The following is a 12321-nucleotide window of genomic DNA, read 5'->3' as shown; positions in this document are numbered from 1 at the left end:
AATTGCCCGTGAGGCTTGACCATATAACACCCAAGCAATTTGCGACATGCCTTGATAAATGAAGGCAGGGCCAGATTGCGGTGACTGTGAAGACGACACGAACCGAAAGTTTGTTCGCACACTGAACCTGAGCTATCACATACCCATTCGCTGGCACGTAACCCGCAAGGGCCAACGCACCGGCAACCGAATTTCTTGACGACCATAGAGCATTGGAACCACCTGATCCCATCCCGAACTCAGTAGTGAAACGATGTATCGCCGATGGTAGTGTGGGGTTTCCCCATGTGAGAGTAGGTCATCGTCAAGATTAAATTCCAGAACCCCTGATCGCTTACGCGTTCAGGGGTTTTGTTTTAGTAGAAGCCATAGAATTTCGCTGGTGCGTTACTTCAGTAACGAACCAGCCACAGAATTTCTTGACGACCATAGAACATTGGAACCACCTGATCCCATCCCGAACTCAGTAGTGAAACGATGTATCGCCGATGGTAGTGTGGGGTTTCCCCATGTGAGAGTAGGTCATCGTCAAGATTAAATTCCGAAACCCCCGATCGCTAACGCGATCGGGGGTTTTGTTTTTAAGGCCTTTTAAAAAGCAGACTTATCAGCTGAATAGCTACGTGCATTATTCATGGCGTCGTCAGCAATCGGGTAAGGGAGGGCGAGTGTCGCTAGCTGATGCGGGTTTTTGCTTTACGTGCTGGCAATGGCTGAGCGTTTGCCTGGTTACGTAAATATTGAGTGACGGCTTTCACGCCTCGGTTGAGGTGCAGCTGCAGGGCTTGCACGGTTTCATCTACATTTCCGTCCCTGGCAAGGTTGAGTAATTCCCAGTGGTCGTCCTGAGCCAGCTTGCCTAGGCCCATGGCTTCCAGATTGAAGCGCAGAAAGCGCTCTTCCTCGTTCAATCCTTGCTCGACCGCTGCCATCAACCGCTTGTTGGAAACCTTTGCGTAGAGTGCCATATGGAACATACGGTTAAGCCTGCCGATCTCGGCGTAGTCGGTTTCGACTTCAAGCGCTTCAATACAACGCTGGGCCAAGGCCAGGTCTTCGGCGTCGAGTAGCGGGACCGAAAGGCGAATCGCTTCGGACTCAAGCAGGATTCGCAGCGCGTAAGCATCAACCGCATCTTCGCCAATCAAAGGGGCCACAACGCCTCCCTTGTGCAGCTCGACGGTTAGCAATGACTGGGCTTCGAGTTGGCGTAGTGCTTCGCGCACAGGCATTCGACTCACACCAAACAGCGTGGCGAGCTCTTGCTGACGCAGTGCGGTTCCGGCCGGTAAACGACCATCCAGAATGGCGCTTCGCAGTTTTTCCTCGATCACTGCCCTGGCTAAATGCGCAGGCGGGTGTTCATCGCCTATGATCGCGCGCAATAGGCTTTCTCTAGCGGTGTTGGGCATCGAGACTTATCTTCATGAGTGCTGTTATTGGATCCAAATGACCCTAGGTCCTGCTCTATAGGTTGTCAAACCGTCAGCATGTAAGTCAGCGATCCGTGGTGATGACTGCCGTTCTTCTGCGTGCGCTCATAAAGCATAGCGTGCCGCCAGCCATCGTCAGTCCGGCCAAGACATAAAACATCGTCGCGGGCGGTGTGTTGATCAGCAGATAGCCGCAAATTACCGGGCTCAGTGCACCGCCGAAGGCAGCCAGGTTCTGCGCGCCGTAATAACTGCCACGCAAAGCCTCGGGCGCTATTGTATCGACGAATAAATATTCGGCGGGATATATGATCATTTCCCCTAGCGTGAAAATAAACATCGCGATGCACCATGTCAGCATGTTGTTCGAGAAACTGAAACCGATCAGGCCAAACACGAACAGTCCGATACCGACACAAATCCACCCGGCGAGCTTCTCACGCTTGAGCCACCGGCCAATCTGATACTGCAGCAGGATTACGGTAACCGCGTTACAGGCCAGCACGGCAGACAGAATGTGCAACGCATCTTTCTGCGCATGAGTCACCAGCAGAAACTGTGACAGGTACAGCGTGAAGCGTCCGTGAACGATGGTGCTGAGCAGGCTGCCGCAGGTGAACAGAATCAGAGTGCGGTCGTTTTTCAGGATACGGAGCGTGTTGATGAAGCTTTGGGGTTTAACAGTGTCGGCAGGTTTTACTGGAGCAATTCCGACCATCAGAAACACGCTGCCCAAGGCAATCGCTCCGGCAATCAGAAACGGCGCAAGCGGTAAGTATCCAGCGATGAGCACTCCCAGCATCGGCCCGGTCGCATAGCCAATGTTGGTCAACGTGTAGCGCAGTGAGAACACCTTGGCGCGCAGGCCGATGGGCAGATTCTCGCTGATGATTGCTTTCGAACCGATGAGAAATAACGCCGACGCGGCTTCGGTGATCACCAATGTCAGCGTGGTCAGGTAAACGTTATGGGCAAAGGTCAGCAAGGTGAAACCGATAGCGCTTGAAAGCATCGCCACGATCAGCAGCCTGCGTTTGTCCAGACGGTCGATGATGTACCCGCCATAGAGCCCGAGCAGCGTGGCGAGAAACACTGCAATCCCCATCAGCAGACCGACATCTTGCTGATTCAGGCCTAATCGATTACTCAGAAACAGCGTCAGCAAGGGGCTGGTGATCGCACGGCTGACAACGATGGTCAGCGAGCAGATCAGCAGGCGACGGATGACAAGGGAATACGTGGCCACGCGGTGTGTAGGTCCTGAAGGAATAATGCCCGGCAAGCTTATAGCCAAACCGGGCTGGCGTCAGTGGCGGCGACTATCATGCTCGTGGGAACGGCTTTAGCCGGGAAAGCGTAGCGTGACCATCCTGAGATTCCTTTATCCGCATGCTGGTGCGACTCGATCTAAATGACCCGCGTCCAGACTCATCGTCCGTAGCGGGCAGGTTCAGCGACACTAGCTGGTAAGGTAAGCCCTAACCTTTCATCCCCGGCAGTCCCCAGTTCTGCAAGGGGAAGTCAGCCAGCGACTTCAGGATCAGGTCCGCATGCTCATACTGCTCCAGCGGCATGTGCGAATCGGGCACCGCAACCGCGTACATCCCGGCCGCTTTGGCAGCGGTCACGCCGAAAGGCGAGTCTTCGAAGACCAGGCAATCAGCAGGTGCGATGCCCAGGCGGCGAGCGGCGACCAGGAAAATATCCGGCGCGGGTTTGGCTGCGCCCACTTCCGGATCATCCGCCGTCACCACCGTCTCGAACAATTCGAACCATGCGCGGTGCATCTGGATTTTAGCTTTGAAGTAGTGGACTGATGAGCTGGTGCCCACGGCGATGGGAATATTGTTTTCCGCCAGATGCCTCACCAAGGCTTCAGCCCCATGCATCGCGGGTGCTTTCGGGAAGCGCTCATCCAGCATCGGCGCGCGAATTTCGAGGAACTCATCAACGGAAAGCGGCAGCTCCAGCGCCTCAATCACGTAACGCGCGAAATCCTGCGCGCCGCGGCCAATCGTATGCTGCTTGACGGCCCAGTCAAATGTGCGGCCATACCGGCTGGCGATCAGATGGGTGACTTCGGTGTAGACCCCTTCGGTGTCCAGCAACAAGCCGTCCATGTCGAAAATCACGGCCTTGATCGGGCCTCGCTCACTTTGCTGTTCAGTCATCGTCTCGGATCCTGTTATTTCAAACCGGGCTCCAGCCTAACGTCTGGAGCAAGACGATTGCTACCCCATAACTGAATGAAGGCAGTTTGCAACCAAACGGCCGAATCGCTGCCCAACAGCGGTAGAAAAGGATCATTCATACACACAAAAGAGCGACAACGCTGGGCCACTGGAAGGGCGCGATGATAATCTCTCGCCACTTTTCGCCCTTGCGTTGTGCTGCTTTGGTTGGCCTGGAATCAGGCTGCCGAAAAACCGGCAGAGGGTTCAGGGAAGAATTTTTCCAATTACCAGAAACGGATCTCTTCGAGTCAAAACATGAATAAATCAGTAGGCATCGCAGCTGGCGTTATCGTTGTCGTGGGAGCGCTGGCCACCGCCGGAGCTTGGTACACGGGTACCCGAATCGAAGGTGTACTGCGTGATTCGATTGAGCAGGGCAACCAGGAACTGGTGAAATCCCTCAAAGGTTCCGGCAGCGCTATCACGCTGGAAATGCTGTCGATTGATCGGCACCTGTTCAGCAGCACCGCACACTACCGTGTACGCATTCACGACGAGAACCTCACCACTGAGGATAAAAACGCCGAGTTCCTGTTCGTCGACAACATCGAACACGGTCCGCTGCCTTTTTCTCGTTTGAAGAGCTTCAAGCTGCTGCCTGTCATGGCGCAGAGCAACTTTGAAATGGAACAAAGCCCAAGTGCTGCCAAGTGGTTTGCCATGAGCAAGGGCGTGAGTCCGGTCACCGGCCACGCCAGCATCGGCTATGACCGCTCTACCAGTGGCGCGCTGCTGTTGACGCCGCTGGAACTGAAGGATACGGACGGTACGTTCACCTTCTCGGGTCTTCGACTGGATACTGAAGCCAGCGCTGACGCCGAAAAAATCAAAGTGCTTGGCAAGATGGATAACTTTCAGCTGAACGTCACCTCGCCAGAAGGTGATGTCGCGCTGGGTGCCAAAGGATTAACCCTGGACATGGGCGGCACCAAGGGCAAATCCGGCTTCTATCTGGGCCATAACACTGTGAAAGTCGATAACCTCGTGGGGCAGATTGCGGGGCTTGCACCCGTTGCGGTCAAGGACTTGACCGGTACCAGTCTGATTCAGGAAGAGGGCGGTACTCTTGCTGGGCAGGCGAGCTACAACCTCGGCATGATCAGCTACGACGGCAAGGACGTGGGCGCTTTGCAGTCGGCGTTTAAATTCAGCAACTTTGATGTTGCCGCCTCAAAAGCGATGTACGACCTGTATCAAACAAAAATCATGCCGCAACAACAGGCTGCTTACGCTGCCGGTGAGCTGTTTGTACCGCAGCTCAGCCCAGCGGATCAGCAGTTGATGGATGCGCAAATCATCAAACTGCTAGCCGCCAAGCCACACGTCGAGCTTGAAAAGCTTGCCCTCAAAACGGCCAATGGTGAAAGTCACCTGCGTGTTGCTGTGGATTTGACCGACACAGGGACCGAACAGCCATCGCCTGAGCGTTACCGTAACGCCATTGCTCAGATGGAAGCGCGACTGGTTCTATCCAAACCAATGATCGGCGACCTGGCGGCCCTGCAAGCAAATCTCGCCGGGCAAACCGATCCAGCTGCAATTGCTGAACAGGCCAAAGCCGCTGGCGATATGGTGGGTGCCATGGCAGTCATGATGCAAATGGCCAAGGTCGATGGCGATAACATCGTCTCAAACATGCAGTACGCCAATAACATCGTTGATTTCAACGGCCAGAAGATGCCCCCGGCTCAATTTATGGCTCTTATCATGAGCAAGGTAATGGGGATGGAGATGGCACAGCCTCCTACAGAGTAAGCATTTTGTAGGCGTTGCTCGCGATAGCGTCAGGCCAGAGGGTAGTTCTCAACAGGTTGACCGTCATCGCGAGCAAGCTCACTCCTTCATGGCTCTATGTTCGCTGCGATACCGCTCGGTGTAAGGCTCACCGAGACGGTTCCTGCAGTCTCCGCTTCAGTACCGCTACTGCGTCAGTCCCACCAATGTGTCCGCCAGCTTGCGGGTACGCTGTGATGTTCCTGCAGTCATCTCGCTCGAGCCCTCCAGCTCAGCCAGTAAGTCGTTCAACGTTCCCACTTCTGAAGACTGCTGTTCGATGTGCTGCGCTAACTTGCGGATCTCGTCGGCGAGGCGATCAATGTCGGTGCCTATCTCGCTGGCATTCTGCGATGTCTTTTGAGCCAGTTGACGAACTTCGTCGGCAACTACAGCAAAGCCTCTTCCCATTTCCCCTGCTCGCGCGGCCTCGATTGCTGCGTTGAGTGCTAGCAGATTGGTTTGCCCTGCGATTTGCTGAATCATCTGCACAATGGACTGAATTTTCAGGCTCGATTTGGCCAGCTCACGGGAGCTGAGTACCACTTCGTCAGCTTGACTCGTAAGGTTTTTGACGGTGTGACTGGCTCTGTCCATGGCCTTTTCCTGAGTGGAAATGGTCTGGCCCAGTTCGTCCATTGATACGTGCAACTCGCCGGAATAGTGCCGCAGCTGGGTTGAGATTTCCTCTTGGTCGTGATGCGCCTTGACCAGCACATCACCCAGGTCGCTCAAGCCATTGAACACTGGCTGTATATGTTCATCCAGGCCATTGGCATCAATTGCACTTTTGAAGTTGCGGACCTTGAACTGGTCGATCTGCTTGACGACCACCTGACTCAAGCCCGCGAGCTTCTTGATCTGTCGACGCAGGAAAAACGCCTTGAACTCACCGTAGTAGGCAATGAAGTTATCAATGTAATCGTCGCGAAAGACCTGATTGTCCGCGACCCGAAAGAAGAACACGGCGGTCAGTGTCTGGTTGAGATTCAAGCCGAGGATTTCCCCAAAGGTTGAGAAACCCACCACGGGAGTATCGCCAAACACACCAGTCATGCGGCTCAATTCGTTGCCGTTGTTCAGGCGTCGCAGGATGCAGTCGCTTAGCAGGCCAACCAATGGCTTGCCTGACTTGCCCTGCAGGAAGCGCGCAAAATCCTTGCGCGTAGCATCCACCATGGAGGTACGCCGAACCATGACCAACTCTTCGCCTGGCGCAACGTCGCAGAACAGATGCACCCGCTCGTTTGCGTAGTCGATTTGCGCGATGGAACGAACGAACAACTCTTCCCCTACACGTATGGCGAATGAGTATTGGGCAAGCTGCGCTTCCAGTTGGCCCGGTTCGCACTTGAGGATTTCGCACAGTGCCGACACCATGCTGGTGATCTGGCCGCTGGAGGTCACCACCTGGCTGATGTAACGCTCTTCCAGAGAGGCTGTCAGTACGCTCATGCTGAATGGAGTTGGCTCAAAGTTCTGGCTTTTGAATACTCCAAAACGCACGTTTTTGGCGCTTTTGAGAAACACCACCTGGGCGTGATTCACATAACTGCGTTTGCCATCATGAATGGCTGTGGTTTTGAAGTCGCCTTTGCCGCCTGCGGAGCCCCCGACGAACAGGCACGGAAAGCGGCCTGACTCATACAACGCTTCCATGAAGAACGATTCAGAAGCCGATAACCCGTCAAAGGTGACGTATGCGAGCGTGTCGCGATGGTCGATAGGCGTATTGATCGTCGTGCGCTTGATCGAGTCCGTCAGCCGCGCAATACGTTCGCGCATGGACATGCGCTTGCCAGGCGTGCGGATGTCTTCGCTGTGCAGGGGGATGTGCACTATCTCAGCTGACTGAATAACGCTCGAGTCAAACAGGGCCAGCACTACGCGATCCCACTGATCTCCGGTTGCGCAATAGAGCGCGTCATTCTTTGAAGACAACTCGCCAGAGGTGGTGCACAAGCTGATGGCCGTGTTGGGAAAGCGCGCGCTGATGCTACGGGCAATTTGATCGATATCGATATGCGGCGAAACGAATCCCGTTAGGTAAACAGGCTCGAAACTCACGGAGGCAAGTTGCTCACTCAGGCTTCTGGCCGAAGTGATCAGGTTCAGAACACCGCCGGATCTGGCAGGTGTGCCCCGGAGTCTGGAAAAAAGGCTCATGGCAGAAAACTCAAGATTTAAAGGACGAAACTGGTCTCGGGACATCGGCGCTGTATCGATTCAGCGTAGGGTTACACTGCATTGTTTTTTTGTATCGACGCGCATGGTGACGTCATGGGGCTGACGGCCGTTTCCAGACAGACACAGACATGGCGTTTTGCCTTAACGTTCCCAAGGAAACGATAGCTTGCTTCGGGGGTTCTGCTGGTTTACCCGACGAACCTCACCTGCTGGCAGACGAGGTCCGTGGCGAGGGCTCTAGACCGGTGGTTGGCGGGGAATGTCGACCGGCGTTTCGTGCACGTCGATCTCCGGTCGTACATTGCGCGACGAAATTTCCGTGCGCAGTTGCGGCAGGCTTTGTGGATATTGCTTGGCGATGAACGCAATCAGGCGTTCGCGCATGTGGCAACGGGCATCCCAACTGCGTGACGAGTCCGCCGAACTCAGCAGCACTCGCAGTTGCATGGCTTTGGCGTTGGTGTCAGCGACTTGGAGAACGCAGACGCGACCGTCCCACAAGTGCGGGATGTCTTCACAAATACGCTGCACTTCCGCACGCAACTCTTCTACCGGCAGTGAGTAATCCACCCAGACAAACACCGAACCGATCAGGCTGGAAGTCGCACGGGTCCAGTTCTGGAACGGTTTCTCGATAAAGTATTGCAGCGGCACGACCATGCGCCGCTCGTCCCAGATTTTGATGACCACGTAAGTGCCACTGATCTCCTCCACTCGGCCCCATTCGCCCTCCACAATCACCACGTCATCGAGGCGAATGGGTTGGGAGATCGCAATTTGCAGACCCGCAATCAAGTTACCCAGCACCGGCTTGGCAGCAAAACCTGCTGCCAGCCCGGCCAGACCCGCGGATGCCAGCAAGCTGGTGCCGATTTTGGCCACGGGCGGAAAGCTCATGAGGATCAGGCCGGTACCGAACAGCAACACCAGCGCATTCAGGCAGCGGACCAGCACGCGAACCTGAGTCTGTATTCGCCGCGCATGAAGGTTGTCTTCGATATCCAGCGGATTACGGATCGCTACCGTGTCGCCCACCGCTTTGACGCATCTGAGCACCAACCAGGTAAAGCCGGCGGTGACCAACAGCCCGTTGATGTGACGCACAGTGCCAATCAGCACCAGATCGTCAGGTGCAGAGGTCCACACCGTTTGCAGGGCCAACAATGGCAGCAGCCACAAAGTCGGGCTGGCTGTGCGATAAATCAGTTGTTGTGGCAACACAAACGAGTTTGCGACACGGCGCAGCACACTGAGGGCGACCCAGCGGATCAGCAGCGCCAGTAAAACCGCAACGGAGGCGGCGATCAGGGTCTTTAGCCAAGGCAGAGGCACAGCTTCCAGCCAGCTCTGGGGCAACAGATATTCCATCGACGGTATCCCTATCAGATATGACTTTAAGCCGAGCGGACCCTCTCGGATCTGGCCCGTCGGCCTCGATGGCGATAGTTGCCTGAAAAGGTGTGAACCTCACACAGGCGCAAATGTTCCCCTGCGGTTGTATGGTTGTAGTCCAGTTTCCAGGTCGTGGCCCTCGAAATAGAGAGGTCGCAGCATGACGGCGACTTTCTGACCGGCAACAAAAAACCCGCCGAGGCGGGTTTTCTTCAAGACCATTCCAACATCCTGTCGGTAAGCCCTCCGGGCCATGGTCGATCATCCTTGATCCTGTGCGCGTCCTGCGCATCAGCTGTTGGATCCAATATTACTCAGGAACCCGCAGGTGCAATAGGGCGAATTGCCTCCTCTTCGTGTAAGCCTTTCGCTATAGATGCTAGTCGTTCTCATTACGTCGAGGTTGAATGACTGTGATTTGAGGCGATGTCGAGCATTTGCGTAATATTTAGCAACAAACATCCTGCTGAGCCTTGAGTCGGAACGAAGCCAAGTGAACAATGCGATACCTAATCATTTCGCTGAGATTCACCGATGTCCATGCGTTCCCGTTTCCTGGCCTGGTTGATGCTGCCGTTGTTGGCGTTGTGCAGTTCCAGTCTGTTGGCAGACACCACTGATGGCGCGGCGCAAGCCCTGCATTTGCTTGATTACATTGGCGCGGATTACCCGTCGACCGTGGCTGAAAGCAAGGAGGTGGCAGAAGATGAATACCAGAAGCAGGTGGAAGCACTGGGCGTCTTGAAGGGGCTGGTTGCAGCGCTGCCTGCGCGAGCCGAACGCGCCGAACTTGAGAAAGGCGTGTCCAGCCTTTCGGAGGCGGTGGCCAAGAAGCAGGATGGCGCTCTGATCACCCGCCAGGCTCGCCAATTGGGGGCGCGGTTGGCGGTGGCGTATGAAGTGAGTCAGGCGCCGGTGATTACCCCGGATCCGACGCGAGGTGCGCCGCTCTATGCTCAGCATTGCTCGGTCTGCCATGGCGATGCTGGCGCGGGCGATGGCCCGGCTGGTATCGGTCTGGAGCCGCCGCCTTCTAATCTGCGCGACTCGGCCCGTCTGGATCGACTAAGCCTTTATGACCTTTACAACGCTGTAGGTCTGGGAATTGCCGGAACTGATATGCCAGCCTTCGCCGATCAACTGGATGAACGCCAGCGTTGGGATATTGCGACTTACATTGCGAGTTTCAGCGCGCAGCCAGTGGCGATACCCTTCAAAAACTACAACCTCGCGGACCTCGCGCGGCAAACACCTGCTGAAGTCAGCGCCGCCGAGGGTGAACAGGCGGCTGCCACTTTCCGCGCTCAACGTGCCCAGCCTCCTCAGGTTCAGCGCGGCCCTGCGCAGTTGCTCGATTACACCAGCGAGACGCTGGACAAAAGTCTGGCGGCTTATCGTGCGGGCTCGCACGAGCAGGCTTATGACTTGTCTGTCGCGGCCTATCTGGAAGGCTTCGAGCTGGTTGAAAGTTCGCTGGATAACGTCGACGCCAATGTTCGCAAAGACACCGAAAAGGCTTTGATGGCTTACCGTCAGTCTTTGCAGGACGGTTTGCCGCTGGAGCAGGCGGCGCAAAAACTGGATTTCGCCAAAGCCAAACTCAAGGAATCGGCGGGCCTGTTGGGCAGTGATGGCTTAAGCACGTCGCTGAGCTACATTTCTGGTCTGCTGATTCTGCTGCGCGAAGGCCTTGAGGCGATTCTGGTGTTAGCGGCGATCCTTGCGTTCCTGCGTAACACGGGGCAGGAGTCAGCGGTGCGCAGCGTCAATATTGGCTGGGCGCTGGCTTTGTTGGCGGGGCTCGGGACCTGGGCGCTGGCGGCTTACGTGATTGACGTCAGCGGCGCTCAACGCGAATTGCTTGAGGGCGCGACGGCGTTGTTCGCCAGCGTGATGGTCTTGTGGCTGGGTGTCTGGATGCACGACCGTCGCCATGCGGCGGCCTGGCAGGATTACATCAAGAGCAGCCTGGTGGGCGGCGGTGGACGATTCGGTTTTGCGATCCTGGCGTTCTTCTCGGTTTATCGCGAGTTGTTCGAAGTGATTCTGTTCTATGAAACCCTGTGGCTGCAGGCGGGCCCGGCTGGGCACAACGCGGTTCTGGCGGGCGGTGCCACGGCGTTGGTATTACTTATCGGCCTGGCGTGGATCATCCTGCGCGGCTCGGCCAAACTGCCGTTGACACTGTTCTTCAGTATCAACGCAGCACTGCTGTGTGCGTTGTCGGTGGTGTTTGCCGGGCATGGTGTAAAAGCCCTTCAGGAAGCCGGTATTTTCGGGACTCGTCCTGTGCCGTTCTTCGAGTTCGACTGGCTGGGGATACATGCCGATGCTTATTCGCTGAGTGCACAGCTGATAGCCTTGCTGGCGATTGCAGTGCTGTATGGCCGCAGTTGGCTGGCGGAAAAGCGCAGGGCGCAGGTAGTGTGATCTAGACTTCTGCTGCCATCGTGAAATAAACGCGGACCCTGTGGGAGCGAGGCTTGCCCGCGATAAGGCCGGACGCTATCCAAAGTGAACCGGGTCCAGCCTTATCGCGGGCAAGCCTCGCTCCCACAGAAATAGCGTCCCAATTCAAGTAATTTGAGTGGTGCTCAATGGGCGTGAGCTTGCTCCTCCAGAGATGTGTCCATTTTTGAACGAGGTGCACCATGCGCGTCTGGATCGATGCCGACGCTTGCCCCAAGGCAGCAAAAGAACAGGTCATCAAGTTCGCGCTCAAGCGTCAGTTTGAGGTGGTGCTGGTTGCCGGGCAGAGTCAGATCAAGCCCACGTACACCCTGGTTAAACTGATCGTGGTGCCCAGCGGCCCTGACGCTGCGGACGATTATCTGGTTGAACATGCCGTGCCCGGCGAATTGGTGATTTGCAGCGATGTGCCGCTGGCCGATCGGCTGGTCAAGAAGGGCGTTGCTGCGCTGGATCCTCGCGGTAAAGAGTTCGACACGCAAAACATGGGCGATCGGCTCGCTGTGCGCAACCTGTTCACCGACCTGCGCGATCAAGGGCAGATGGGTGGTGGTCAGCCGCCTTATGGTGACCGCGAAAAACAGGCGTTCGCCAACTCACTGGACCGGATTCTCACGCGGCTTACTCGCTAAGCAGCGCAGCCTAAAACGGTGCGTTCGTGCCTCAGAATGAATCACTCTGCACAGTCTGATGCTGCATCCTCAGCTTAAAGTGTGCAGAGTGAACATCGCTTGATATTGGCTCTGCCCGCTTTTTTTCACTTCGCAACGTTGTCCGGAAACGGCCTGGTTATTGCTCTTGCACCAGCCTGCCGTTGAATCCGAATCCCAACC

At 55.9% G+C, this 12321-nt stretch carries 8 protein-coding genes, 2 rRNA genes and 1 pseudogene; 5 read left to right on the top strand and 6 right to left on the bottom strand.

Translation table 11 applies throughout. The annotated features are described in order from the left end of the window. Positions 1 to 194: 194 nt before the first annotated feature. Both rrf (KDX30_RS07490) and rrf (KDX30_RS07485) read left to right on the top strand, forming a co-directional pair. Positions 195 to 310: ribosomal RNA gene (gene rrf / locus KDX30_RS07490) — 5S ribosomal RNA — on the top strand. Between the two features lie 108 nt (positions 311 to 418). Continuing rightward, a 5S ribosomal RNA gene (gene rrf, locus KDX30_RS07485) occupies positions 419 to 534 on the top strand. 140 nt (positions 535 to 674) lie between these two features. Here the strand turns inward: rrf (KDX30_RS07485) and KDX30_RS07480 are convergent. The 3 genes from KDX30_RS07480 to KDX30_RS07470 form a co-directional block, all read right to left on the bottom strand. Next, entirely contained in the window at positions 675 to 1412 is a 738-nt protein-coding gene (locus tag KDX30_RS07480; protein WP_231675397.1) for a GntR family transcriptional regulator, read from the bottom strand. A gap of 85 nt (positions 1413 to 1497) precedes the next feature. Next, entirely contained in the window at positions 1498 to 2679 is a 1182-nt protein-coding gene (locus KDX30_RS07475; RefSeq protein WP_231675396.1) for an MFS transporter, read from the bottom strand. A gap of 232 nt (positions 2680 to 2911) precedes the next feature. Next, on the bottom strand, positions 2912 to 3604 hold the full coding sequence (locus KDX30_RS07470) for an HAD-IA family hydrolase (RefSeq protein WP_099268350.1): 693 nt from the start codon (positions 3602 to 3604) through the stop codon (positions 2912 to 2914). Positions 3605 to 3922: 318 nt separating this feature from the next. On the opposite strand from KDX30_RS07470, the gene KDX30_RS07465 reads away from it, so the two are divergent. Beyond that, a complete protein-coding gene (locus tag KDX30_RS07465) occupies positions 3923 to 5422 on the top strand; it encodes a YdgA family protein (RefSeq protein ID WP_231675395.1) in 1500 nt (499 codons plus the stop codon). Positions 5423 to 5587: 165 nt separating this feature from the next. Here the strand turns inward: KDX30_RS07465 and KDX30_RS29680 are convergent, their stop codons facing one another. The 3 genes and pseudogenes from KDX30_RS29680 to KDX30_RS07455 all read right to left on the bottom strand — a co-directional run bounded on the left by KDX30_RS29680 (position 5588) and on the right by KDX30_RS07455 (position 8995). After that, positions 5588 to 6037: a methyl-accepting chemotaxis protein gene (locus tag KDX30_RS29680; RefSeq protein WP_406643780.1), complete on the bottom strand. Its 450-nt coding sequence runs from the start codon at positions 6035 to 6037 to the stop codon at positions 5588 to 5590. Between the two features lie 462 nt (positions 6038 to 6499). Beyond that, positions 6500 to 7606 (bottom strand): annotated as a pseudogene (locus tag KDX30_RS29675) (FIST signal transduction protein); the annotation flags it as partial. A gap of 258 nt (positions 7607 to 7864) precedes the next feature. Further along, the gene (locus tag KDX30_RS07455; protein ID WP_231668155.1) at positions 7865 to 8995 is read right to left on the bottom strand and encodes a mechanosensitive ion channel family protein; all 1131 of its coding nucleotides are present in this window, start codon (positions 8993 to 8995) and stop codon (positions 7865 to 7867) included. 558 nt (positions 8996 to 9553) lie between these two features. Here KDX30_RS07455 and KDX30_RS07450 point away from each other — a divergent pair. Both KDX30_RS07450 and KDX30_RS07445 read left to right on the top strand, forming a co-directional pair. Next, positions 9554 to 11449: a cytochrome c/FTR1 family iron permease gene (locus KDX30_RS07450; RefSeq protein ID WP_231675394.1), complete on the top strand. Its 1896-nt coding sequence runs from the start codon at positions 9554 to 9556 to the stop codon at positions 11447 to 11449. A 221-nt stretch (positions 11450 to 11670) separates the two neighbouring features. Beyond that, on the top strand, positions 11671 to 12120 hold the full coding sequence (locus KDX30_RS07445) for a YaiI/YqxD family protein (protein WP_027902767.1): 450 nt from the start codon (positions 11671 to 11673) through the stop codon (positions 12118 to 12120). The last annotated feature ends 201 nt before the right edge of the window (positions 12121 to 12321 follow it).

The sequence above is a fragment of the Pseudomonas quasicaspiana genome (assembly GCF_021147825.1).
GTDB lineage: Bacteria > Pseudomonadota > Gammaproteobacteria > Pseudomonadales > Pseudomonadaceae > Aquipseudomonas > Aquipseudomonas quasicaspiana.
This window is presented reverse-complemented; position numbering and strand designations above follow the sequence as displayed.